We start from the raw sequence: 24,559 nt of genomic DNA, 5'->3' as shown, positions 1-24,559 counted from the left end.
CCGACAACGGGGGTGCAAAGCAGCTGTATCGCAGAACCGCTGCATCCGAAGAGGGCACCGAGGAGCGGTGCCAGAGGCGAACTCCAGAAGGCGGAGTTCCCGGCGTAGATCCACGGCATCGGGTCCGACGATACCGACGACGACAGACTGGACGAACCAGTCGACGCGACGGGCTGAAGGGCGTTCGGGGCGGCGACGGCGACGCCCTTGGCGGCGGCCAGGCCGGTGAAAAGGACTGCGACGGCGAGTGCTCCGCGGAGCCTGGTTCGAGTGTCGACTTTGGACACGGTTCCCCCGAGTTGGTAGGTGTGAGGGTCCCGAGGCTAACAGCTCTGAACCATGTACATTTCAGATCGATTGCCCCGAGTGTTCGGGGCAGTGACTTCCCGGGCATCCGGGCGAAATGGATAGGCCCGCTGCGAGATTCGCGGCGGGCCTATCGGTCTTTCGGCTGGGGCTCAGTGGGTGAGAGTCGCGGCGTTCTTCGCCAGGTCGAGAAGGGGTTGGGGGAAGATGCCGAGGGCCAGGGTGGCTGCGGCGGTGAGGGCGATGACGGTGCTGGTGAGGGTGGGGTAGACGACGGTCGGTGGGGTGGCGGGGGCGTCGGTGAAGAACATCAGGACGATGACGCGGATGTAGAAGAAGGCGGCGATGGCGCTGGAGATGACACCGACGATGACCAGGGTTGCCGCGTCGCCGCCGGTGGCTGCGGCGAAGACGCCGAATTTGGCGATGAAGCCGCTGGTGAGGGGGATGCCGGCGAAGGAGAGGAGGAACAGGGAGAAGGTGGTGGCCAGCCAGGGGGAGCGGCGGCCCATCCCCGCCCAGGCGGGGAGAGCTGTTGCCTCGTCGCCGTTTTCGTCGCGGACCAGGCTGACCAGGGCGAAGGCGCCGACTGTGCCGAGGCCGTAGACCGCCAGGTAGAAGAGGGTGGAGGAGATGCCGGCGGTGGTTGCGGAGACGATGGCGGTGAGGATGAAACCGGAATGCGCCACCGAGGAATACGCGAGCATGCGCTTCATGTCGGTCTGGGTGATGGCGAGGATCGCGCCGACGACCATGGTGGCGATGGCGACCGCCGCGAAGACCGGACGCCAGTCGTTGCGGAGGTTCGGGACCGCGACGTACAGCACGCGCAGCAGCGCACCGACTGCGGCGATCTTGGTGGCGGCGGCCATGAACGCGGTGACCGGGGTCGGGGCGCCCTGATAGACGTCTGGAACCCAGGACTGGAACGGGACCGCGCCGATCTTGAAGAGCAGGCCGACGGCCAGCATGGCGACGCCGATGACCGCCAGGGTGTGCGACTTCCCGTCGTCACGGGCCACCGCGTCGGCGATACCCGCCAGCCGGATGGTTCCCGCGTAGCCGTAGAGCAACGCCATCCCGTAGAGGAAGAAGGCCGACGAGAACGCGCCCAGCAGGAAGTATTTCAGCGCGGCCTCCTGGGAGAGGAGACGGCGGCGGCGGGCCAGGCCGCACAGCAGGTACAGCGGCAGCGACAGCACTTCCAGCGCCACGAACATGGTCAGCAGATCGTTCGAGGCGGGGAAGAGCATCAACCCGGCGAGGGCGAACATGGTGAGCGGGAAGACCTCGGTGGTCGCGATTCCCGCTTTGGTGGCGGCGATCTCGTCGAGGCTGCCGGGCGTCGAGGCGGCCTGCGGGGTGAAGGCGTCGACCCCGCCGCGGGACGCCGTGACACTCCAGGTGCCGGGTCCCTCGCGGCGCACCGGCATCCGGTCGGCTCGCCGCTCGGCGATGAAGAGCAGTCCGAGAATGCCGACCACCAGGATTGTGCCCTGCAGGAACAGTGAAACCCCGTCGATGGCAACGGCTCCCACCACGGCGGTCGCCCGGACATCGCGCAGCCCGATGACCGCGCCCAGCGCGACCGCCATCCCGCCGAGCCCGAGCACCAGGTGGATCACATAGCGCGACGCGCGCGGCGCGAACGCCTCCACCAGCACCCCGGCGACCGCGACACCGAACACGATCAACATCGGTGACAGGTACCGGTATTCGATGCTCGGTGCCGGGACCGTCGCGGCGAGCAGCAGACCTCCACTCATTTGTGGGCACCTCCGGTGTTCGTCTGGGCGGCTTCCGGCTGCACCGCCGGGGCCGGATTGTGCTGTCCGATCGTGGTGAGGGTGCGGGCGACGGCCGGATCGATCCGGTCCAGCACCGGCTTGGGGTACGCGCCGAGGAACAGCAGGGCGACAATGAGCGGGACCACGACGACCATTTCGCGCGGCAGCAGGTCGTAGAGCCGCTCGTTGCCCTCCTTCACCGGGCCGGTCATCATCCGCTGGTACATCCACAGCACGTACACCGCGGCCAGCACCAGCGCGGAGGCCGCGAACACGGCCGCCACCGGGTAGCGGGTGAAGGTGCCGATCAGGACCAGGAATTCGCTGATGAACGGGGCGAGCCCGGGCAGCGACAGCGTGGCCAGGCCGGAGATGAAGAAGGTGCCCGCCAGGATCGGCGCGACCTTCTGGACGCCGCCGAAGTCGGCGATGAACCGAGATCCGCGGCGCGACACCAGGAATCCGGCGATCAGGAACAGGGCGGCGGTGGAGATGCCGTGGTTGATCATGTACAGCGTGGCCCCGGTGCCGCCCTGGGTGGTGAGCGCGAAGATGCCCAGGATGATGAATCCGAAATGCGAGATCGAGGTGTAGGCGATCAGCCGCATCACATCGGTCTGCCCGATGGCCAGCAGCGCCCCGTACAGGATCCCGATCACCGCGAGCACGCTGATCAGCGGCGCGTATGTCGATGTGGCCGAGGGGAACAGCAGCAGGCAGTAGCGCAGCATGCCGAAGGTCCCGACCTTGTCGACCACCGCCATCATGAGCACCGCGCTGGCGGGAGTGGCCGCCACCGCGGCGTCGGGCAGCCAGGTGTGCAGCGGCCACAGCGGGGCTTTCACCGCGAACGCGAACATGAATCCGAGGAACAGCGCGTTGAGCACCGCGGGCGTCGCCCCGAGCTGCCCGGAATTGGCGGCCTCCATGACGGTCCGGAAGTCGAAGGTGCCGCCGCCGTGGCTGCCCAGCTTCTCCCGCGCGGTGATGACGTAGAGCCCGATCACCGCGGCCAGCATGATGAGTCCGCCGAACAGGTTGTACAGCAGGAACTTCACCGCGGCCCGCGCCCGCTGCTGACGCAGCGCCATATCCCCGGTGCGGGGGCCGAAGCCGCCGATGAGAAAGTACATCGGGATCAGCATGACCTCGAAGAACACGTAGAACAGCAGAATGTCCAAGGCGGTGAACGAGACCAGCACCATGGATTCCACGACCAGGGTGAGCGCCACGTAGTAGTGCGCGACCCGCGGCCCGGTGCCGACCTCCCGCTCGTCCTGCCAGCCCGCGATCAGCAGTAGCGGCACCAGTCCGGCGGTCAGCAGGACCAGTACCAGTGCGATCCCGTCGAGGCCGACCGTGTAGGCCGCCCCGAAGGCCGGAATCCACTTCCGGTCCTCCACGAATTGGTATTGCGCCCCACCGGTTTCGAATTGGGTGGCCAGCCAGATGCCGATGCCGAGCGTGCCCAGCGACACGATCAGCGCGAAGGCCCGCACCGCGGCCCGCTGTCCGGCCGGGAACAGCAGCGCGAGCGCCGCCCCGCCGAGCGGCACCGCCCACAGCAGCGTGAGCCAGGGAAAGTCGCTCACGGAGTTCATCGGTGCGTTCGCAAGCTCGTTCACAAGAACCTCACCGCCAGCAGGGCGGCGACCACGAGGGCCGCGCCGGTGAACATGGACAGGGCGTAGGAGCGCACGAATCCGGTTTGCACGCGCCGGATCCGGGCCGACAGCCCGCCGATCACCGCGGCCGTGGAGTTGACCAGGCCGTCGATGCCGCGGTTGTCGACGAACACCAGCGACCGGGTCAGGTGCTGGCCGGGACGCATGAACGCGGCCTCGTTGGCGGCGTCGCCGTACAGGTCGCGGCGCGCGGCCTCGACGAGCGGGTTGCCGGCCGGCGCGGTCTCGGGGATCGGGGACTTCGCGTACTGGTCGTAGGCCACCCAGGCACCGGCCGCGACCACCGCGAGCGCGAAGAAGGTGATGGCCCAGGCGGGAATCACCGGTTCGCCGTGGTGTTCGCCGACCACGGGGGCCAGCCAGTTGGTGAGCGAGGAACCGTAGGCGAAGAGCATGCCGGAGAAGACGGATCCGAAGGCCAGCAGGATCATCGGCCCGGTCATCGAGGCGGGCGCCTCGTGCGGATGCGTGCCTTCGTTCCAGCGGCGCTCGCCGAAGAAGGTGAAGATCATGACGCGGGTCATGTAGAACGCGGTGATGCCCGCGCCGCACAGCGCGGCCAGACCGGTGACGATGCCGCCGACGCCGCCATACGCGAACGCCGCCTCGATGATCCGGTCCTTGGACCAGAATCCCGCGAACGGCGGAACGCCCAGGATGGCAAGGTATCCGAGCCCGAAGGTGACGTAGGTGATCGGCAGCAGCTTGCGCAGTCCGCCGTAACGGCGCATATCGGTTTCGTCGTTCATGGCGTGCATGACCGAGCCCGCGCCGAGGAACAGCCCGGCCTTGAAAAAGCCGTGGGTCAGCAGGTGCATGATCGCGGCCGCGTACCCGACCGGGCCGAGTCCGGCCGCCAGCACCATGTAGCCGATCTGGCTCATGGTCGAGGCGGCGAGCGCCTTCTTGATGTCGTCCTTGGCGCAACCGACGACCGCGCCGAACACCAGAGTGACCGCGCCGACAGCCATCACGGCCGCCCGCGCGCCCGGCGCGAGATCGAAGATCGGGTTCGAACGGGCGATCAGATAGACGCCCGCGGTGACCATGGTGGCGGCGTGGATGAGCGCCGACACCGGCGTCGGACCCTCCATGGCGTCCCCGAGCCAGGACTGCAGCGGCACCTGCGCGGACTTGCCGCAGGCCCCGAGCAGCAGCAGAAGCCCGATGGCGGTGAGGGTTCCGGTGCCCGCGTGGCTCGCCGACCCGAACACGGTCTGGAAGTCGATGCTCCCGAAGGTCGCGAACATGACCATGAGCGCGATGGCCAGCCCCATGTCGCCGACCCGGTTGACCACGAACGCCTTCTTGGCCGCGGTCGCGGCGGAGGGCTTGTGGTACCAGAATCCGATCAGCAGGTAGGACGCCAGGCCGACGCCTTCCCACCCGAGGTACAGCACCAGGTAGTTGCCCGCGAGGACCAGCACCAGCATGGCGGCCAGGAACAGGTTGAGGTAGGCGAAGAATCGCCGCCGTCCCGCGTCGCCGTTCATGTACCCGATCGAGTAGATGTGGATCAGCGATCCGACGCCGGTGATCAGCAACGCGAAGCACATCGACAGCTGGTCGAGTTGCAGCGCGAAGTCGACCTTCAGCCCGGTCACCGGCACCCACTCGAACAGCGTGTAGTGCACGGCCCGTTCGGAATTCGGCCGGTCCAGCATGTCGGAGAACGCCCACGCCGCGACCACGAACGAGGCCAGCGCCAGCGCGGTGCCCGGAATATGGCCCCACGTGTCGCCGATCCGGCCGATCAGCAGCAGGAAGACGGCTCCCGCGAGCGGGAGCGCCGGCATCAGCCACAACAGCATCTGTGCGGTATCCATGTCAGTACCGCAGCAGGTTCGCGTCGTCGACCGAGGTCGAGCGGCGGGCACGGAAGATGCTCATGATGATGGCCAGGCCGACCACGACCTCGGCGGCGGCCACCACCATGGTGAAGAACGCGAAGACCTGACCGTCGAGGTTGCCGTGCGTGCGCGCGAAGGTGACGAAGGCCAGGTTCACGGCGTTGAGCATCAGCTCGATGCACATGAACACCACGATGGCGTTGCGCCGCACCAGGACTCCGGCGGCGCCGATGGTGAACAGCAGGGCCGAGAGGTACAGATAGTTGTCCGGATTCACCGCTGGCCTTCCTCGTGAGTGTCGTCGCCGGGAACGTCGCTGCCGTCGCCGACGGTCAGCACGACCGCTTCGGTGTGGGCGCGATTGCGGCGGTGCCGCAGGATGGTGCTGACCGACAGCTCCTCGAAGGAGCCGTCGGGCAGCCGCGCGGGCGCGTCGACGGCATTGTGGCGGGCGTACACGCCGGGCGTGGGCAGCGGCGTCACCCGGGTGCCCGCGCGGAAGCGTTCCTTGGACAGGGTGCGCTGATCGGTGGGCGGCCCGAACCGTTCGCGGTGCGCGAGCACCATGGCGCCGATGGTCGCGGTGATGAGCAGCGCGCCGGTCAGCTCGAACGCCCACACGTAGCGCACGAAGATGAGTTCGGCCAGCGCCCCGATGGAGTAGGTGCCGCCGAGGCCGGGACCGGTCTCGGCGACGCTCGGGTCGGCCATGCCGCGGGCGATGCCGCCGATGAGCAGCATGCCGAAGCCGATGCCCACCACCACGACCGCGAGCCGCTGCCCGCGCAGCGTCTCCCGCAGCGACTCCGCGGAATCAACGCCGACGAGCATGAGCACGAACAGGAACAGCATCATGACCGCGCCGGTGTAGACGACGATCTGCACGATGCCCAGGAACAGCGCGCTCTGCGCGATGTAGAACGCCGACAGCGTGATCATGGTGGCAGCCAGGCACAGTGCCGAGTGCACGGCCTTGCGTGCGCAGACCATGCCGAGCGCGCCGAGCACCGCCACCACGGCGAGGATCCAGAACTGGACGGCCTCGCCGGTGGAGGTGTGGGTGACGATCTGCTGGGCGGGCTGCGCGATCCGGTCGGTGATCATGATTGGTTGGTCCCTTCCGCTCCGGCGAGTTCGCTTGCCGCGCCGGGGACTTCGCCGCGGTAGTAGGAGCCCTCGTCCGCGCCGGGGTACATGGCGTGCGGCGGGGCGACCATGCCCGGCTGCATCGGGGCGAGCAGATCCTGCTTCTCGTAGATCAGCCCGGCGCGGTTGTCGTCGGCCATCTCGTACTCGTTGGTCATGGTGAGCGCCCGGGTCGGGCAGGCCTCGATGCACAGACCGCACCCGATGCAACGCAGGTAGTTGATCTGGTAGACGCGGCCGTAACGCTCACCGGGAGAGAAGCGTTCGTCCTCGGTGTTGTCGGCGCCCTCGACGTAGATGGCGTCGGCGGGACAGGCCCAGGCGCACAGCTCGCAGCCGATGCACTTCTCCAGCCCGTCCGGATGCCGGTTGAGCTGGTGCCGGCCGTGATAGCGCGGCGCGGTGGGCGTCTTGACCTCGGGGTAGAGCTCGGTATTGGGCTTCTTGAACATGGTCGAGGCGGTGACCACGAATCCGCCCAGCGGGGCCAGCAGATCCGGCTTCGGCGTGGACGCCATCGGGGTCGCGGGCATCGGCGGCACCGGGAAGTCCGAGTACGCCCGTGTCGAATCCGGATCCGGCGAGGCTTTGGCGCGGTCGTAGCCCGCGTGCCCGGCCCGGATCACCAGCGCCAGCAGCACCGCCGCGACCACCAGCCCGCCGATCACCATGCCCGCGGTCTGGATGTGGGTGCCGTTGTTCTGCAGCACCTTCAGGGTCGCGACGAACATGACCCAGGCCAGCGACACCGGGATCAGCAGCTTCCAGCCCAGGTTCATGAACTGGTCGTAGCGCAGGCGGGGGAGCGTGCCGCGCAGCCAGATGAACACGAACAGGAACGTCCACACCTTGGCGGTGAACCACAGCATGGGCCACCAGCCGCTGTTCGCGCCCGCCCACAGGCTGATCGGGAACGGCGCGTGCCAGCCGCCGAAGAACAGCGTGGTGGCCAGCGCGGACACGGTCGCCATATTGATGTACTCGGCCATCATGAACATGGCGAACTTGAGCGAGGAGTACTCGGTGTGGAAGCCGCCGACCAGCTCGCCCTCGGCCTCGGGGAGGTCGAAGGGCGCGCGGTTGGTCTCGCCGACCATGGACACCGCGTAGATCAGGAACGACGGCAGCAGCAGGAAGACGTACCAGGTTCCCTCCTGCGCCTTGACGATTCCCGAGGTGGCCATGGTGCCCGAGAGCAGGAACACCGCGGCGAAGCACAGCGCCATGGCGATCTCGTAGGAGATGACCTGCGCGGTGGAGCGCAGCCCGCCCAGCAGCGGATAGGTGGACCCGGACGCCCAGCCCGCCAGCACGATGCCGTACACGCCGACCGAGGCCATGGCCAGGATGTAGAGCACGGCCACCGGCATATCGGTCAGCTGCAGCATGGTCCGATGCCCGAACATGCTGACCTGCGGCCCGAACGGGATCACCGCGAACGCCATCACGGCGGGGATCAGCGAGATCACCGGCGCGAGAATGAAGATCGGCTTGTCCACGATGGCCGGGAGAATGTCCTCCTTGAGGAGCATCTTCACGCCGTCCGCGATGGACTGCAGCGAGCCACGCGGCCCGACCCGGTTGGGTCCGACGCGCATCTGCATGAACGCCACGATCTTTCGTTCCGCGTACACCGCCAGCATCGGGATGAGCAGCAGGAACACGAAGATCCCGATGGATTTCACCAGCACCAGCCACCACGGATCGTGGCCGAACATACTCAGGTCACTCACGGTGATCCTCCCGTCGGATACGCACGAGGTGGCCGGGTGTGGTGCCGAGCTGCACCAGCACGTCGGAGCCGGGGGAATTCATGGGCAGCCACACCACGCCGTCGGGCATCTCGGTGATGACCAGGGGCAGGGTGATGTGGCCGTGGTCGGTCGCGGCGGTCACCGGATCACCGGTGGTGGCGCCGATCTCGGCGGCGGTATCGGCGGACAATCGCACCACGGGGGTGCGGGCGGTGCCCGCCAGGTTGGGTTCGCCGTCCTGGAGACGACCGCGGTCGATGAGCATCCGCCAGGAAGCGAGAACCGCTGTGCCCGAATGGGGTTGGGCCAGCGGATGCGGGCGGTGCACCGGCGTCGGGGCGGGCGCGCCGTCCCAGACTCCGAGGTCGGCCAGTTCCGCGCGGGCGCGGGCGGCGTCGCGCAGGCCCAGCCGCACCCCCATCTCGTTGGCGATGGCATCGAGAACCCGGTATTCGGGCAACGGCGCGGCCTCGCGGCGGACGGTGGAATCGCGCAGGGCGGCCTCGAATTGGCGGTGGCGACCCTCCCAGGTGAGGAAGGTGCCCGCTTTCTCCATGGCGGAGGCGACCGGGAACACGACGTCGGCGCGCTGGCTGATGTCGCTGCGGCGCAACTCCATCGACACCACGAAGCCCGCCGCGTCGATGGCCTGCAGGGCCGCGTGCGAGTCGGGCATGTCGCCGACCTCGACGCCGCCGATGAGCAGTGCGCCCAGGCTGGGTGCGGCGGCCAGGATGGCAGCGGTGTCGCGGCCGGGCGTGCCCGGCAGCTCGTCCACGTTCCAGGCGTCGCGAACCTGATTGCGCGCGGCGGGATCGGCGACCGGCCGCCCGCCGGGCAGCAACACCGGCAGTGCCCCGGCCTCGAGCGCGCCGCGCTCGCCGGCGCGGCGGGGGATCCAGGCCAGCGCCGCGCCGGTGTCGTCGGCCAGCCGCGCCACCGCGGACAGGCCGCCCGGAATGCCCCCGAGGCGTTCACCGGCGAGGATGAGCGCACCGGGCTCGCGCAGCAGGTCCGCGACCTCGCCCAGCCGGGCGTAGCCGGCGGTCAGCTCGTCGGTATCACCGGTCCGGATCGCTTCCAGCACATGCGGTTCCGCGCCCGGTGCGGCCCTCAGCAAGGTGCCGGACAGCTTCTGCAAGCCGCGGGTCACATACGGGGCGAGCGAGTAGATCGGTGTGCCGTTGCGGCGTGCAGCCTTGCGCAGCCGCAGGTACACGATCGGCGATTCCTCTTCCGCCTCGAATCCCACCAGCAGCACGAACGGCGCGCGTTCGAGGGCGGCGTAGTCGACGGTGATGCCCTGCCCGGCCACCCGGGCGGCCAGGAAGTCGGCCTCCTCGGCGGAGTGCTCGCGGGCCCGGAAGTCGATGTCGTTGGTGTTCAACGCGACTCGCGCGAACTTGGAGTACGCGTAGGCGTCCTCCAGGGTCACCCGGCCGCCGACCAGGACACCCGCCTTGCCGCGCGCCGCGGCCAGTCCGCGGGCGGCCGCACCGATGGCCTCCGACCACGACGCGGGCTGGAGGCTGCCGTCCCAGCTGCGCACCAGCGGCGTGGTGAGCCGGTCGGACTCGGTGAGGTAGGTGAACGCGAAACGACCCTTGTCGCAGTTCCATTCCTCGTTGACCTGCGGGTCGTCACCGGCCAAGCGGCGCATCACCTTGCCGCGCCGGTGATCGGTGCGCTGGGCGCAGCCACCCGCGCAGTGCTCGCACACCGCGGGGCTCGACACCAGGTCGAAGGGGCGGGCGCGGAAGCGGTAGGTGCTGCCGGTGAGCGCGCCGACCGGGCAGATCTGCACGGTGTTGCCGGAGAAATAGGAGTCCAGTGGCTCCCCGGCGGCCGTGCCGACCTGTTGCAGCGCACCGCGTTCCATCAGTTCGATGAACGGATCACCGGCCACCTGCTGCGAGAACCGCGTACAGCGGGCGCACAGCACGCAGCGTTCCCGGTCCAGCAGGATCGCCGAGGACAGCGGAATCGGCTTGGGGTAGGTGCGCTTCTCGCCGTCGAAACGGGATTCGGCGCGCCCCGCCGACATGGCCTGGTTCTGCAGCGGGCATTCGCCGCCCTTGTCGCACACCGGGCAGTCGAGGGGGTGATTGATGAGCAGCAGCTCCATCACGCCCTCCTGCGCCTTGGCGGCGACGGGGGAGGAGACCTGGGTGCTGATCACCATGCCCTCGGCGACGGTCTGGGTGCAGGAGGCGACAGGCTTGCGCTGCCCCTCGACCTCCACCAGGCACTGCCGGCACGCGCCGACCGGGTCGAGCAGCGGATGGTCGCAGAAGCGGGGGATCTGGACGCCGATGAGTTCGGCGGCCCGGATCACCAGGGTTCCGGCGGGCACCGAAACCTGGGTGCCGTCGATGGTCACGGTCACCATGTCGGTGGGGGTCACCCCGCCACCGGTTGTGGAGCTCACTGTCGAGGTCATCGTGCTCCTTGGGGGGCCCAGGCCGTGGTGCGGGCCGGGTCGAACGGGCAGGCGCCGAGGCGGATGTGCTCGGCGTACTCGTCGCGGAAGTACTTCAGGGAGGAGAAGATCGGGCTGGCCGCGCCGTCACCGAGGGCGCAGAAGGATTTGCCGTTGATGTTGTCGGCGATGTCGGCCAGCTTGTCCAGGTCGGTCTGGTGGCCCTGGCCGTTCTCCAGGCGCTGCAGCAGCTGGACCAGCCAGTAGGTGCCCTCGCGGCAGGGGGTGCACTTGCCGCAGGATTCGTGGGCGTAGAACTCGGTCCAGCGCAGCACCGCCCGCACCACGCAGGTGGTGTCGTCGAAGATCTGCAGCGCCTTGGTGCCGAGCATGGAGCCCGCGGCCGACACGCCCTCGTAGTCGAGGGGGACGTCGATGTGCTCGGCGGTGAACAGCGGGGTCGACGAACCGCCCGGGGTCCAGAACTTCAGGGTGTGCCCCTCGCGGATGCCTCCGGCGTAGGTCAGCAAGTCGCGCAAGGTGATTCCGAGGGCCGCTTCGTACTGGCCCGGTCGCGTCACGTGACCGGAGAGCGAGTAGAGGGTGAACCCCGGCGACTTCTCGGTGCCGAACGACCGGAACCACTCCACGCCATTCGCGAGGATGAGGGGCACGGACGCAATGGATTCCACATTGTTGACCACGGTCGGGCAGGCGTAGAGACCGGCCACGGCCGGGAACGGAGGACGCAGTCGCGGCTGACCGCGGCGGCCCTCGAGCGAATCCAGCAGCGCGGTCTCCTCACCGCAGATGTAGGCGCCCGCCCCGGCGTGCACCACGATCTCCAGGTCGAAACCCGAGCCCTGGATATTGCGGCCGAGATAGCCCGCCTCGTACGCCTGCTGCACCGCGGCCTGCAATCGCCGCAGCACCGACACCACCTCGCCGCGCACGTAGATGAACGCGTGCGAGGCGCGGATGGCGTAGGCCGCGATGATCACGCCCTCGATGAGGGTGTGCGGCGTGGCCAGCATGAGCGGAATGTCCTTGCAGGTGCCGGGTTCCGACTCGTCGGCATTGACCACCAGGTAGTGCGGCTTGGTGACGCCGTCGGGGCCGGGGCCCTGGGGGATGAAGCCCCACTTCATACCGGTCGGGAAGCCCGCGCCGCCGCGGCCGCGCAGGCCGGAATCCTTGATGGTGGCGATGACGTCGTCCGGGCGCATGCGCAGCGCCTCGGGCAGCGCCCGATAGCCGCCCTGACGGCGGTAGGACGCCAGGGTCCAGCTGTCCGGGTCCGCCCAGTGCTTGGTGAAGACGGGAGTCAGAGCAGTCGTCACCGAGCGCCTCCGTCGGTCGAGTTCTCTTCCGCGGCACGCAGACCGGCCAGCGACGCGGGCCCGGCCGCACCGTCGGTGGCGCCGGGCCGCTGGTCCGGGTAGCCCGCGAGGATGCGGGCGGTCTCGCGGAACGTGCACGGCGGGATGCCGCTGCGCGAGGCGGTCGGCGGCTGGTCGCGGCGCAGCGAATCCACCAGCTCCTTGGCCGATTCCGGGGTCTGGTTGTCGAAGAACTCCCAGTTCACCATGATGACCGGCGCATAGTCGCAGGCGGCATTGCACTCGATGTGCTCGAGGGTGACCATGCCGTCCGCTGTCGTCTCGCCGTTCTTGATTCCCAAGTGCCGCTTCAGGTCCGCGAGGATCTCGTCGCCGCCCATGACCGCGCACAGCGTGTTCGTGCAGACGCCGACATGGAAGTCGCCGGTCGGCGTGCGCCGGTACATGGAGTAGAAGGTGGCCACCGCGGTGACCTCGGCATCGGTCAATCCCAGCTGCTCGGCGCAGAATTCGATGCCGGTGCCGGACACATAGCCCTCCACCGATTGCATCAGGTGCAGCAGGGGAAGCAGCGCCGACCGCGCATGCGGATACCGGGCGATGATCTCGCGAGCCTCCGCCTGCAACCGGTCGTGCGCCTCCGGCGGGAACGGAATCGGCCGCGCGGTCAGGTTCAACAGAATCTCTGTCATCGGTCCACGCCTCCCATCACCGGGTCGATGGAGGCGACGGAGGCGATCACGTCGGCGACCAGGCCGCCCTCGCACATCGCCGCCACCGCTTGCAGATTCGTGAACGAAGGGTCCCGGTAATGGACCCGGTACGGGCGGGTGCCGCCGTCGCTGATCATGTGCACGCCCAGCTCGCCGCGCGGGGACTCCACCGCCGTGTACACCTGGCCGGGTGGGACGCGCAGCCCCTCGGTCACCAGCTTGAAGTGGTGGATGAGCGATTCCATGGAGGAACCCATGATCTTGCCGATGTGCTTGGGGGAGTTGCCCAGACCGTCCGGCCCGAGCTCCAGGTCGGCGGGCCAGGCGATCTTCTTGTCCTCCACCATGACCGGGCCCGGCCGCAGCTTGTCGAGGCACTGCTCGACGATCTTGAGCGATTCCTTCATCTCGTTGACGCGAATCAGGTAGCGGCCGTAGCAGTCGCAGCCGGTGTCGGTCTGCACCTCGAACTCGTAGTTCTCGTAGCCGCAGTACGGCTGGGACTTGCGCAGATCGTGCGGCAGACCCGTGGATCGCAGCATCGGGCCGGTGATCCCGAGCGCCATGCAGCCCGTCAGGTCCAGGTAGCCGACATTGCGGGTGCGGGCCTTCCAGATGGGGTTCTCGTTGAGCAGCATCTCCATGTCCCGCAGGCGGCTCGGCAGCAGGTCCAGCAGCTCGCGGACCTTCTGCACGCCGTCATCCGGGAGATCCTGGGCCAAGCCGCCCGGGCGGATGTAGGCGTGGTTCATGCGCAGACCGGTGATGGTCTCGAACACGTCGAGGATGAGTTCGCGTTCGCGGAAACCGAACAGCATCGGGGTCAGCGCGCCCAGCTCCATACCGCCGGTGGCCAGCGCCACCAGGTGCGAGGAGATGCGGTTCAGCTCCATGAGCATCACGCGAATGACATTGACGCGCTCGGGGATCTGATCGGTGATGTCGAGCAGCTTCTCCACCGCCAGGCAGTACGCCGTCTCGTTGAAGAACGGCGACAGGTAGTCCATGCGGGTGACGAAGGTGGTGCCCTGCACCCAGCTGCGGTACTCGAGGTTCTTCTCGATGCCGGTGTGCAGATAGCCGATGCCGCAGCGCGCCTCGGTGACGGTCTCGCCCTCGATCTCGAGAATGAGGCGCAGCACCCCGTGCGTGGAGGGGTGCTGCGGGCCCATGTTCACGACGATGCGTTCCTCGGCGATGCCGTCCAGGGTCGCGGAGATCTCGTCCCAGTCGTTTCCCACCACGGTGACCGAGCGTTCGGGCCGTTCCCGGGTGTCACGACGGGACTTGGTGTCGATGTCGTTCATTAGGAGTAAGTCCTCCGCTCGTCGGGCGGCGGGATGCGCGCGCCCTTGTATTCGACCGGGATTCCGCCGAGCGGATAGTCCTTGCGCTGCGGGTGGCCACGCCAGTCGTCGGGCATGGCGATGCGGGTCAGCGACGGGTGACCGTCGAAGAGGATGCCGAAGAAGTCGTAGGTCTCCCGCTCGTGCCAGTCCACCGTCGGGTAGACCGAGTACAGGGAGGGCAGGTGCGGATCGCTGTCCGGCACCGAGACTTCCAGCCGCAGGCGGCGATTGTGGGTGATCGAGTTCAGGTGGTAGAGCGCGTGCAGCTCGCGCCCGGTGTCCTCCGGGTAGTGCGCGCCGCTGGCGCCCAGGCACAACTCGAAGCGCAGGGCTTCGTTGTCGCGCAGGGTCTTCGCGACCAGCACCAGGTGCTCGCGGCGGATGTGCAGGGTGAGTTCGTCGCGGAACACGACGATCTTCTCCACCGCCTCGTCGAAGGTCTTGGCCAGCGCCAGGCGCAGATGCGCGATGACCTCGTCGAAGACCGGGCCGTAGGGGGCGGGGGTGCCGCCGGGCATGGAGACGGTCTGGACCAGGCGGCCGTAGCCGGAGGTGTCGCCGGTGCCGGACACGCCGAACATGCCCTGGCGCACGCCGATCACATCGTCGGCGGGCTCGGCGGCCGGAGACTCGGCGGCAGCGGATTCCGTTGTGTCCGTCGTCTTCTCAGTGGGTTCCACGGCCGCCTCCGGGGGGCTCTCCGTGCCGACAGGTGCATCGAAGCTCATCGCAGCAGCCCCTTCAGCTGAATGGTCGGGGTGCTGGCGAGCGCGGCGGCTTCGGCCGCGCGCACGGCCTCTTCGCGATTGACGCCGAGCGGCATCTCCTGAATCTTCTCGTGCAGCTTCAGGATCGCGTTCAACAACATCTCCGGCCGCGGCGGGCAGCCGGGCAGATAGATGTCGACCGGGACGATGTGGTCGACGCCCTGCACGATGGCGTAGTTGTTGAACATGCCGCCCGAGGATGCGCAGACACCCATGGCCAGCACCCATTTCGGTTCGGTCATCTGGTCGTAGACCTGGCGCAGCACCGGGGCCATCTTCTGGCTCACCCGGCCCGCCACGATCATCAGATCGGCCTGGCGCGGCGAGGCGCGGAACGCCTCCATGCCGAAACGGGCGATATCGAACCGCCCGCCGCCGGTGGCCATCATCTCGATCGCGCAGCACGCCAAGCCGAACGTCGCCGGCCACAGCGAACTCTTGCGCAGATAGCCGGCCAAATCTTCCACCGTGCTCAGCAGGAACCCGCTGGGCAGTTTCTCCTCGAGACCCATGTCGGACTACTTCTCCCGGATCGGGACACCCCGCCTCGCACGGGGTGTGTGAATGGAAATCCCCTGTGCGCCGATCAATCCCAGCTGAGACCGCCGCGCCGCCACTCGTAGGCGTAGGCGACCGAGACGTTGAAGATGAACAACGCCATGGCGGCCAGCCCGAACACTCCGAGTGCGTCGAAGTGCACGGCCCACGGGTAGAGGAAGACGATCTCGATGTCGAAGATGATGAACAGCATGGCGGTGAGGTAGTACTTCACCGGAAAACGTTGGCCCGCAGCGTTTCCCGGACCACCCGAGACCGCGTGCGGGGTCGGCTCGATGCCGCATTCGTAGGCCTCGAGTTTGGCCCGGTTGTAGCGTTTGGGGCCGATCAGGGCCGCCAGGAAAATGGAGAACACCCCGAACGCGGCGGCGACCGCGCCGAGAACCAGGGTCGGTACCTCGATATTCACTTCAGCACTACCCCTCCTGCGAGCTGGACGACGCACTACGGACGGCAGCGGGCGCGGAGGGATGATGTCAGTGGTGCATGGCAGTCATGCATCTCCCCGCGCTCCTGTGAGCTACGGCACAGATTACAACTCGGACGAGAAGATACATGACGATTCGCGATCGCGTTTGATCGAATTCGGAACGGTCTTTTATGACCGATTGGACGTAATCCCGAATGTCACGTGACACGGGTTTGCCCTGTTCACACGGGCGAAGGAAGATCAGGCCACGAAGCTATTACCGAGCACACCCAGGACAGCGCCGGTCAACCGGATGGGGTCGATGGGGTGCGGCACCGCCGCTTCCGCGCGCGACCAATTCGCCAGCCAGGCATCATCGGGCCGACCGGTCAACACGACAATCGGTGGGCAGTCGGCGATTTCGTCCTTGAGCTGCTTGGCCAGGCCGAGACCGCCCTCCGGGGCAGACTCGCCGTCGAGGATCAGCAGATCCAGTTCACCGGCGTCCATCTTCTCGAGGACCACCGGGCCCGTGGCCACCTCGACGTAGTCGATGGGCGGCATATCGGGGTGCGGCCGTCTGCCCAGCGCCAGCATGATCTGGCTCCGGGTATCGGCATCACTGCTGTAAACGAGGACCCGCACGGCGGCGGGACGTTTGGCATCGGCCACGTTCCGCATGCTACGTCGCAGATGGGGCGGCGCGGGGCAGCTTCGCGAGAAGTCCGCGCACGCGTCGCGGAATCCCCTGTCGCGCAATACGTCGATGGCCGGTTGTTCGTAATCCGAGACCGGTACGATCCCGCGAATGAGGGGAGACGTCACCCAACGCCTCATCGAAACCGACGTGTGGACCGACGAGTTGGTGGGGCGGGCCGGGATTCCGGTCTTCGATGTGCCGTTGGTGAGCGTCGGCAGCGGGCTGGGTTCGTTCACCCTGTTCGACACCTTGCGGATCTACGGGGTGCCCGGGGCGGCGATGGCGGTGCTCGGACCGCAGGACCTGCCGTGGGGGTCGTTCGAGTATCTGACTCGGGTGTCGCAGATTCCGCGGGAGGAACGGCTGCGCAGCGATTCGGGCGCGACGCCGGACAATATCTGGGGATTTCCGTCCTATGCCCTTCGCGAGGCAATAGCCGAAAAGTCGCTATCGGCTTTATGGAATGTGCTGGTGGAGCCCGTTCTCGCCGAGCACCACACGCCTCGGGCAGGGCAGGTCTTGGCGGCGCTGGAGCGCGAATTCCAGCGGGTCGAATACGCGCGGTCCTTGCACAAAGGGCAGGTTCGCATGGTGCGCAAACGGAGCGGCGGCGGGTACTTCACGATCCTCACGCCACCGGAAGGGACATCGGCGACCAAACGAATCGCGTTTCGCAGCAGTCATGTTCACATCGCCGTCGGGTACCCCGGACTGCGGCTGCTGCCGGATCTGCAGGAGTACCGCGAGCGGTACCGGGATCCGACGCGGGTGGTGAACGCCTACGAGCCGCACGAGCACGTGTACGAGGCGTTGCAACGGCGGCCCGGGACGGTCATGGTGCGCGGCAGCGGGATAGTTGCCAGCCGTGTGCTGCAACGACTGATCGACGATCGGGATCGGCTGCGGCTGAACACCCAGATCCTGCATCTGTTCCGGACCTATGTGGCGGGACCGCAAGGGGACAGCGTGTTCGGGCGGCGGGCGGGTGCGAACGGGTGGGCGTATCAAGCCTTCAACTTTCCCAAGGCGAGCTTCGGCGGGCAGATCCGGCAGCGGCTGCGGACGCTCGAGGGGCGGGAGCGGGCGGAGCTGCTGAAGACGCTGGGCGGGACGACGACGCCGCGGCGCAAGCGGTGGGAGGAACAGCTGGCGCGGGGGCGGGCGCAGGGCTGGTATCAGATCCTGGTGGGATCGGCGCGGAATCTGCGACCCGATCGCACCCGGCCCGGCGTCGTGACGACGGTGGCGCCCGAGCCGGACGGGCCGGGCAGCTTCGCGTCGACCGACCGGCCGGTTGACGTGCATGCCGATTACGTCATCGACTGCACCGGACTCGAAGCCGATATTCGGGAACATCGGCTGCTCGCCGATCTGCTCGATCACACCGGGGCCCGGCGCAATCCGCTCGGGCGGCTGGATGTGGACCGGACCTTCGAGCTGTTCGGGACCCGCAGCGGGGCCGGGCGGGTGTACGCCTCGGGTAGCGCGACGCTGGGCGGATATTTCGCGCCCGTGGACTCGTTCGCAGGATTGCAGTACGCGGCCCTGGAGATCGCCGACGACTTGGCGGCGAACGGGTTCTGCCGGCGACTGGATACGCTGCGGTCGGTGCGGCAGTGGTGGTTGTGGGTCACCGATCGGCGGATTCCGGTATGACGCCGACGCTGTGGGGGCGGATTCAGACTCGCGTGATCGTGCTCGGGGTGATCGGTGCGGTGACCACGCTGCTCCTCACGCCACTGCTGCCGATGGGGAAGCTGTCGCTGGAGCAGGGTTATCGGGTCACGCTGACCATATTGGTGGCGGTCATCCTGCTCGGAGTCGGGTGGGAGCTGGCCTATCACGGTCTGCAGCAATACCGGTGGGACAAGGACTGGCCGACCCTGTTCGGGCTGGTGACCATCGTGAACGAGGGACTGCTGCTGTGGCTGCTGGTGCGGTACACGTCAGCGGTCGTGCCCCGTGATCTGCGGCCGTCCGCGCCGGCGTTCGGCATCGATTTCACGCTGACCTGGCTGGCGTTCTGGGGATTCGTCAACGGTCCGATCCGTGTGGTGCTGCCGCGCTGGCGATATACCGGGGGCCGGGTGCTATGACCGCGCGGGTCGAGGTGGTGCCGGGCCGCCACCTGGTGGCCTGCGTCGACGGGGTGGTCGTGGTTGTCGCGCACCGGGATTCGAGTGTGATCACGGCGGCGTCCGAGGCTATCGCCGTGCTGGACAAGGTGTTGGAGATGGTGGCGGAGGCGGCATCGCGGGAGACTCGGCGCACCGGGCGCACCTTCGCACGGCTGGCGAGCACGTGGCTGATGGGTCGTGCGGACGAGGAGCAGATCGAATTCGGGGTGCTGACACCAGGAAAGCGGGGACTGGCGGTCTTTCTGCACGGCCGGGTCACGGCAATGCTCGAGGGCACGGAGGACCGGGAGGTGCTGCACGGCCGCGATGCCGGATTCAGTGTCGATCGGGTGGGGAGTCCCGCGCCGGGGCGCGCGGCCGCGGTCTTCGTCGACGACGGCGAGCCGCGGAAGAGTCTGCCCAGGGCGAGCGTGTGGTCGCTGCGCGAGGGGCGGGTGCCGGGCTCGGGGGCGGTGATGTGGTTGGGGGAGAAGGCGAATACGCCCGAGGCCGCGATCGCGACCCGAGGTCGGGACCCGGTTCCACACACTTCCGGCAGCGTGCGCACCATTGCACCCACTGCCATTCCCGGTGGAATCGAGACCGCTCCCACCGGTGTCGTGGTGCACGGATTCACCTGCGCCCGCGGACATCTCAACGACCCTCGCGTGTCCTTCTGCGTCGCGTGCGGGATTCGCATGGAGCAGCTGACCTGCGTGCTCGCCCCCGGCATCCGCCCGCCGCTGGGTGTTCTGCTGCTCGACGACGGTACCTCCTACGTCCTCCACAGCGATCTCGTGATCGGCCGCGAACCCGCCCGCTCACCGCAGGTGCGACGTGGCGCGCAAGCGATCCGCATCCCCGACGCCACCGGGGGTATGTCTCGCGTCCACGCCGAGATCCGCCTCGTGGACTGGGACGTCCTGGTCGTGGATCGCGGGTCGGCCAATGGCACCCATATCCGCCCGCCCGGCCGCCCCGACTGGATCCGCGCCGCACCCGGCCGACCCACCGTCCTGGCGCCCGGCAGCCAATTGCTGCTCGGCGGGCGGGTGTTCACCTTCGACTCGCCGTACGGACGCTGACGGCGGAGGGTGGTTCGATCCGGCCGGATATGGAGATAGCGTCACCGGGAGCTGACGAGCGAAGGAGCACGCGTGACTGCCGAATCCGTTGATGTCGTGGTGATCGGGATGGGGCCCGGAGGGGAAGACGTGGCCACGCGGGTGGCGCGCGGCGGGCTCGCCGTCGTCGGGGTCGAGGGGCGGTTGGTGGGCGGGGAGTGCCCGTATTACGCGTGTGTGCCGACCAAGATGATGGTTCGGGCGGCGGGGGTGCTGGCCGAGGCTCGGCGGGTGGACGGGCTCGCCGGGTCGGCCGCCGTGCAGGCGGATTGGCGGCCGGTCGCGGCCCGGATCCGGGAGGAGGCCACCGACGATTGGGACGACCGGGTGGCAGTCGAACGATTCGAGAAGGCGGGTGGGCGGTTCGTGCGCGGGTGGGGACGGATCACCGCGCCGGGGGAGGTGACCGTGGCTACCGACAGCGGAGAGCGCGTGTTTCGGGCGCGGCGGGGGATTGTGCTGAATCCGGGGACGGAACCGGCCGTTCCGCCGCTCGACGGGCTGGCGGGGACGCCGTTCTGGACGAATCGGGACGCGGTCCCGGCTACCGAGGTGCCGGAGTCGCTCATCGTGCTGGGCGGGGGACCCGTGGGGGCGGAGTTCGCACAGATCTTCGCGCGGTTCGGGGCACGGGTGACCGTGGTCGTGCCGCGGCGGCTGTTGCCGCAGGACGAGCCGGAGGCGGGGCAGCTGCTGGCGACAGTGTTCGCGGACGAGGGGATCGAGGTCCGGGGCGGGGTTCGGGGGACGGCGGTGCGGCATGACGGGCGCGAGTTCGCACTGACTCTCGACAATGGCGAGGTGTTGCGTGCCGAGCGGTTGCTCGTCGCGGCGGGGCGGCGAACCGAGCTGGCGGGCTTGGGAATCGGGGCGGTCGGCTTGGACGAATCGGCCAGGTCAATACCGGTGGACAATCGGCTACGGGCAACCGAAGGGGTGTGGGCGCTCGGCGATATCACCGGACAGGGGGCTTTCACTCACGTGTCCATGTATCAGGCGCGGATCGCGGCACAGGACATCCTCGGTAGCGGGGACGAGATCGCGCGGTATCATGCCGTACCGCGGGTGACATTCACCGATCCCGAGGTCGGGGCGGTCGGTATGACCGAGGAGCAGGCCCGGGCGGCAGGCCTGACGGTCCGGGTCGGAATCACCGAAGTACCTGCGTCCACGCGGGGTTGGATCCACAAAGCGGGCAATGCCGGGTTCATCAAACTGGTCGAGGACGCCGACCGCGGGGTGCTCGTCGGCGCGTGCTCCGCCGGGCCGCAGGGCGGCGAAGTGCTCAGTGCCCTGTCGGTAGCCGTCCACGCCCAGGTCCCGACGGCGACCTTGCGGGAGATGATCCTCGCCTACCCGACCTTCCATCGCGCCATCGAATCGGCGCTCGATGCCCTCGCATCCGGTTAGGCATCGAATCGCAATCGTTGCTGTTCACACCGGTGCAACAGCGGCATCCTGGTAACCATCGATAGTCCTAGCTGGTTGGGCGGTGGGCACATGCGAATCTCGGAAATCCTGCGCCGGAAGGGCGGCGAAGTCGTCACGATTGCACCCGATGCAACCGTGCGCGAACTGCTCAGAATTCTGGCGGCACACAACGTCGGCGCGGCCATCGTCTCCCCGGACGGCACCGCCATGGCCGGCATCGTCTCCGAACGAGACATCGTCCGCCGCCTCTACCGCGACGGCGCACCCCTCCTGGACGCCCCGGTCTCCACCATCATGACCGCGGCCCTCCACACCTGCTCCCCGGACGACAACGTCGAAACCCTCAACGCCATCATGACCGAACACCGAATCCGCCACCTCCCCGTCCTCGAGGACGGCCAGATGATCGGCATCGTCAGCATCGGCGACGTCGTCAAAAGCCAAATCTCCGAACTCGAAACCGAACGCGAAGCCCTCGTCCGCTACCTCCACAGCTGACCGACACCGCGAACCTCGCTGCCGCGGCGCAGTGTCGTGCGCCGCGCCGGGGCTCGAGGCAGCGTCATCGGCGGATGCGCCGATAGTGCTGTGGCGGGCTCACCGCGCCAATAAGATTCGACGGCCGACGGTGCATGCCGTTCTTTCGCATTCTTTGTCGTCGTTGTGTCTGATCTCATGGATCTGGGAGGTGCATTATCGTGGGAATCATGAGCGCCGAGCGTGACGAACTGAAGCGCCTGGTGGACGAAATCCCCGAGGATCGGGTTCCACAGGTGCTCGAGGACGTGCGCCGCCACTTGCGAGTCGTCGCTCCCCGCACCTGGCCACCGGCATGGTTCGCTAGCGCCGAGGGCGACGGAACTCCCTACGGCGCGAACAGCGAGGATCTGCTGCCCGACGACTTCGGCCGGTAGCCCATGATCGTCTGCGATACGGGTCCACTGGTCGCAGCAGCCTTCGCCAAGGATCCGGACCACCACCCGTGTGTCGAGTTGTTCACGGGCCTCCATATGGCCAAACGCGCGATCCTCGTACCGACCCCGGTGCTCAGCGAAGTCGGCTACCTGCTCGGCAAGTTCGCCGGTCCGCGCACCGAGGCTGGATTTCTGCGATCGGCATGAGAGGCAGCAATTCGGGTCCGAAGCTACAGTGGCCGACGGGTTTTGATCTCCGAGCTCGCTGAAACCGGGCGAACGGCACGACTTCAGCAACTACGGTCCCGGAATGCTGCGGTGGCGACAAGAACCCTCGGCCGGAAAACATTGACCTCGAGACGAGTTGAGGTTGCAGGGTAGGGGATTGTGCAGACAATCCCTGTGGAGATCGGTGTCATCCTGCCTTCGGTGGCGACGCAACGGGCTCAGAAACTTGATATAGGCGCCGCTGCTCGTCATGCCGAGGAGGTCGGGCTGGATGGGGTTTGGCACGGGGATCACCTGTCGATCGGTGTGCCTGTGCTGGATTGCACGATTGCCCTGGCGGTCGCAGCGGCCGCGACCGAGCGGGTGCGGATCGGCACCAGTGTCTACATTCCGGCGCTGCGGCCGCTGGCCTGGGCGGCCAAGCAGGTGGCGAGCTTGCAGCAGGTCAGTGGTGGGCGTCTGATCCTCGGTGTCGGGTCCGGGGGCGGTCCGGGTCAGTGGGCGGCGGCAGGGATTCCGTTCGGGGAGCGGGGTGCTCGCACCGATACCGCGCTGCGCGTGTTGCCTGAGTTGTTGGCGGGCAAGCGGGTCGCTCTCCCTGATATGCCGGAGCCGATCGAGATCGAATTGGCGCCATCCGTTCCGGTTCCGCCGATGTTGGTCGGAAACCACTCGGCTCCCGCCCGGCGGCGGGCCGCGGAGCTGGGGGACGGGTGGTTTCCGTCGCTGATCCCACCTGCCCAGGTGACGGCAGGCTCGCCGAAATCACCGAACTCGCCGCGCAGTATCAGCGGCCGGCGCCCACGGTCACCATCGGCGCGACCGGAGTTCTCGGCACCGAAGCGGATCTGCCCACGCGTGCCGAGATCGCCGCTGGAATCAGCCAGAACTACGGGAAGTCGATCGAGGAGACCTTGCCGATTCCGATCACCGGATCCATCGAGCAAGCCGCCGAACGCATAGCCGCCTACCGGGACGCCGGCGCCCGCCGCCTCGTCATCGGTATTGCCGGAGGCGACTGGCGGCGGCAGTGCGAGTTGCTGGCGCAGGTGCGTTCCGCGCTCCGGTGACCTGCGGAGAAGGCCAGAAGCGGGCTGGTTGCCGTTTCGGCGGGCTGTCTACGGGGTCAAGGGCTTTCGGCGGGGGATCACTCGGCGGTGGGTGATGCGCCAGCCGTGGCGGGTGCGGTGGAGGGTGTCCTCGTAGGTGACGCTGGTGGTGGTGGCGTCGGTGTTGACGGCCAGGCCCTTGGAGATCGCGTGGGCCGTGTCGCCGTCCAGGGCTGTGACCACGACGTTGGTGACATGGTGGGCGAGGGGGTTGGCGTCGCCCAGTTCGCGTGCCATGTCGCGGAGGGATTCCACTCCGGGTACGGTGCCCGCGCCGAAAGCGGTCAGGTCGTAGGTGATGTCCTCGGTGAATACCTCGGTCCATCGGTCGAACTCGCCCGAATCGCTCAGATGTCCGTGCAGGGCGATCACTTCGTGGATTGCCAGTCTGTCCGCAACCGAATCCGTCATCCCCACACCAGATCACGAATCGGCGCGGTCAGCCACGGATTTTCGCGGGCCATCGGCGGGCGGGGCCAGCCCGAGCTGGGTGCTCGGGCTGGTGCCGGACGGATCAGTCGGTCCAGATGGACAGGTACCAGAGGCCGTCGGCGCCCAGGGTGCATTCGTAGATGTCGTCGCCGGGGACGAGCTGGGTGCCGTCGGGGCGGGTGAAGGTGCCGGTTTCGCCGTCGGCGTCGCAGGCGGCCTCGGTGGGGTAGTTGCCGTCCACCTGCCACTCGGTGTCCTTGCCGGCGTGGGCGGTGCCCATCGCGGCGATCAGGCCGAGGGCGACCAGGGAGGTCGTTGCGAGCTTCTTCATATGGTGTTCCTTTTCACGAAAGAGCCCGGTCGACGGTCTCAGGTAAGACCGACTGGCCGGGCTGCCACACGATACTTCAGCACGGGGGTC

23 protein-coding genes and 2 pseudogenes are annotated in these 24,559 nt (G+C 68.0%); 8 read left to right on the top strand and 17 right to left on the bottom strand.

Annotation, left to right across the window (positions count from 1 at the left end; all coding sequences use genetic code 11):
* Positions 1-458: 458 nt before the first annotated feature.
* The 15 genes and pseudogenes from nuoN to ABZ382_RS00495 form a co-directional block, all read right to left on the bottom strand.
* On the bottom strand, positions 459-2,072 hold the full coding sequence (gene nuoN, locus ABZ382_RS00565) for an NADH-quinone oxidoreductase subunit NuoN (RefSeq protein ID WP_357081850.1): 1,614 nt from the start codon (positions 2,070-2,072) through the stop codon (positions 459-461).
* Positions 2,069-3,694: an NADH-quinone oxidoreductase subunit M gene (locus tag ABZ382_RS00560; RefSeq protein WP_357081848.1), complete on the bottom strand. Its 1,626-nt coding sequence runs from the start codon at positions 3,692-3,694 to the stop codon at positions 2,069-2,071. The genes nuoN and ABZ382_RS00560 overlap by 4 nt, the downstream gene beginning before the upstream one ends.
* Before the next feature lie 20 nt (positions 3,695-3,714).
* Positions 3,715-5,586 (bottom strand): NADH-quinone oxidoreductase subunit L, encoded by a 1,872-nt coding sequence (gene nuoL, locus ABZ382_RS00555; RefSeq protein WP_357083959.1) that lies wholly within the window; start codon positions 5,584-5,586, stop codon positions 3,715-3,717.
* Positions 5,587-5,605: 19 nt separating this feature from the next.
* Positions 5,606-5,905, bottom strand: a complete 300-nt coding sequence (gene nuoK / locus ABZ382_RS00550; RefSeq protein ID WP_357010729.1) for an NADH-quinone oxidoreductase subunit NuoK — start codon at positions 5,903-5,905, stop codon at positions 5,606-5,608.
* On the bottom strand, positions 5,902-6,732 hold the full coding sequence (locus tag ABZ382_RS00545) for an NADH-quinone oxidoreductase subunit J (RefSeq protein ID WP_357081847.1): 831 nt from the start codon (positions 6,730-6,732) through the stop codon (positions 5,902-5,904). Before ABZ382_RS00545 ends, nuoK begins: the two co-directional genes overlap by 4 nt.
* Positions 6,729-7,292, bottom strand: coding sequence for an NADH-quinone oxidoreductase subunit NuoI (gene nuoI / locus ABZ382_RS00540; RefSeq protein ID WP_357083956.1), 564 nt, complete (start codon positions 7,290-7,292; stop codon positions 6,729-6,731). Before nuoI ends, ABZ382_RS00545 begins: the two co-directional genes overlap by 4 nt.
* A gap of 48 nt (positions 7,293-7,340) precedes the next feature.
* A pseudogene (gene nuoH / locus ABZ382_RS00535) lies at positions 7,341-8,492 on the bottom strand (NADH-quinone oxidoreductase subunit NuoH); the annotation flags it as partial.
* Between the two features lie 7 nt (positions 8,493-8,499).
* Positions 8,500-10,968: an NADH-quinone oxidoreductase subunit G gene (locus tag ABZ382_RS00530; protein WP_357081845.1), complete on the bottom strand. Its 2,469-nt coding sequence runs from the start codon at positions 10,966-10,968 to the stop codon at positions 8,500-8,502.
* Positions 10,965-12,287: an NADH-quinone oxidoreductase subunit NuoF gene (nuoF, locus tag ABZ382_RS00525; RefSeq protein WP_357081843.1), complete on the bottom strand. Its 1,323-nt coding sequence runs from the start codon at positions 12,285-12,287 to the stop codon at positions 10,965-10,967. Before nuoF ends, ABZ382_RS00530 begins: the two co-directional genes overlap by 4 nt.
* The gene (gene nuoE, locus ABZ382_RS00520; RefSeq protein WP_357081841.1) at positions 12,284-12,979 is read right to left on the bottom strand and encodes an NADH-quinone oxidoreductase subunit NuoE; all 696 of its coding nucleotides are present in this window, start codon (positions 12,977-12,979) and stop codon (positions 12,284-12,286) included. Before nuoE ends, nuoF begins: the two co-directional genes overlap by 4 nt.
* Positions 12,976-14,307 (bottom strand): NADH dehydrogenase (quinone) subunit D, encoded by a 1,332-nt coding sequence (gene nuoD, locus ABZ382_RS00515; RefSeq protein WP_357081839.1) that lies wholly within the window; start codon positions 14,305-14,307, stop codon positions 12,976-12,978. Before nuoD ends, nuoE begins: the two co-directional genes overlap by 4 nt.
* Positions 14,307-15,029, bottom strand: coding sequence for an NADH-quinone oxidoreductase subunit C (locus ABZ382_RS00510; protein WP_357081837.1), 723 nt, complete (start codon positions 15,027-15,029; stop codon positions 14,307-14,309). Before ABZ382_RS00510 ends, nuoD begins: the two co-directional genes overlap by 1 nt.
* 44 nt (positions 15,030-15,073) lie before the next feature.
* Entirely contained in the window at positions 15,074-15,628 is a 555-nt protein-coding gene (locus ABZ382_RS00505; protein WP_040808330.1) for an NADH-quinone oxidoreductase subunit B, read from the bottom strand.
* 74 nt (positions 15,629-15,702) lie between these two features.
* Positions 15,703-16,083: an NADH-quinone oxidoreductase subunit A gene (locus ABZ382_RS00500; protein WP_213555296.1), complete on the bottom strand. Its 381-nt coding sequence runs from the start codon at positions 16,081-16,083 to the stop codon at positions 15,703-15,705.
* Between the two features lie 261 nt (positions 16,084-16,344).
* Positions 16,345-16,764 carry a hypothetical protein gene (locus tag ABZ382_RS00495; protein ID WP_357081834.1) on the bottom strand — a complete coding sequence of 140 codons (420 nt, stop codon included), beginning with the start codon at positions 16,762-16,764 and terminating at the stop codon, positions 16,345-16,347.
* Between the two features lie 127 nt (positions 16,765-16,891).
* Between ABZ382_RS00495 and ABZ382_RS00490 the strand changes: the two genes are divergently transcribed.
* The 8 genes and pseudogenes from ABZ382_RS00490 (at position 16,892) to ABZ382_RS00455 (ending at position 23,667) form a co-directional block, all read left to right on the top strand.
* Positions 16,892-18,439 (top strand): hypothetical protein, encoded by a 1,548-nt coding sequence (locus ABZ382_RS00490; protein ID WP_357081832.1) that lies wholly within the window; start codon positions 16,892-16,894, stop codon positions 18,437-18,439.
* Positions 18,436-18,879, top strand: coding sequence for a hypothetical protein (locus tag ABZ382_RS00485; protein ID WP_357081830.1), 444 nt, complete (start codon positions 18,436-18,438; stop codon positions 18,877-18,879). The genes ABZ382_RS00490 and ABZ382_RS00485 overlap by 4 nt, the downstream gene beginning before the upstream one ends.
* Positions 18,876-19,985, top strand: coding sequence for an FHA domain-containing protein (locus ABZ382_RS00480; protein WP_357081829.1), 1,110 nt, complete (start codon positions 18,876-18,878; stop codon positions 19,983-19,985). The genes ABZ382_RS00485 and ABZ382_RS00480 overlap by 4 nt, the downstream gene beginning before the upstream one ends.
* A gap of 72 nt (positions 19,986-20,057) precedes the next feature.
* Positions 20,058-21,434: an NAD(P)/FAD-dependent oxidoreductase gene (locus ABZ382_RS00475; RefSeq protein ID WP_357081826.1), complete on the top strand. Its 1,377-nt coding sequence runs from the start codon at positions 20,058-20,060 to the stop codon at positions 21,432-21,434.
* A 90-nt stretch (positions 21,435-21,524) separates the two neighbouring features.
* Positions 21,525-21,953: a CBS domain-containing protein gene (locus ABZ382_RS00470; RefSeq protein WP_357081824.1), complete on the top strand. Its 429-nt coding sequence runs from the start codon at positions 21,525-21,527 to the stop codon at positions 21,951-21,953.
* 209 nt (positions 21,954-22,162) lie between these two features.
* On the top strand, positions 22,163-22,369 hold the full coding sequence (locus tag ABZ382_RS00465) for a hypothetical protein (protein WP_357081823.1): 207 nt from the start codon (positions 22,163-22,165) through the stop codon (positions 22,367-22,369).
* Between the two features lie 387 nt (positions 22,370-22,756).
* A pseudogene (locus ABZ382_RS00460) lies at positions 22,757-23,287 on the top strand (LLM class flavin-dependent oxidoreductase); the annotation flags it as partial.
* Between the two features lie 23 nt (positions 23,288-23,310).
* Positions 23,311-23,667, top strand: coding sequence for a hypothetical protein (locus ABZ382_RS00455; RefSeq protein ID WP_357084076.1), 357 nt, complete (start codon positions 23,311-23,313; stop codon positions 23,665-23,667).
* Between the two features lie 48 nt (positions 23,668-23,715).
* Here ABZ382_RS00455 and ABZ382_RS00450 read toward each other — a convergent pair whose 3' ends face one another.
* Together ABZ382_RS00450 and ABZ382_RS00445 are read right to left on the bottom strand one after the other, a co-directional pair.
* Positions 23,716-24,117 (bottom strand): nuclear transport factor 2 family protein, encoded by a 402-nt coding sequence (locus tag ABZ382_RS00450; RefSeq protein ID WP_357081821.1) that lies wholly within the window; start codon positions 24,115-24,117, stop codon positions 23,716-23,718.
* Positions 24,118-24,220: 103 nt separating this feature from the next.
* Positions 24,221-24,469 (bottom strand): hypothetical protein, encoded by a 249-nt coding sequence (locus tag ABZ382_RS00445; protein WP_357081819.1) that lies wholly within the window; start codon positions 24,467-24,469, stop codon positions 24,221-24,223.
* Positions 24,470-24,559 lie beyond the last annotated feature (90 nt).

This window comes from Nocardia sp. NPDC005825 (assembly GCF_040630175.1).
In the GTDB taxonomy this organism is placed as follows: domain Bacteria; phylum Actinomycetota; class Actinomycetes; order Mycobacteriales; family Mycobacteriaceae; genus Nocardia.
The sequence above is the reverse complement of the archived record's forward strand: the minus strand, read 5'-3'. Positions and strand labels throughout refer to the sequence as shown.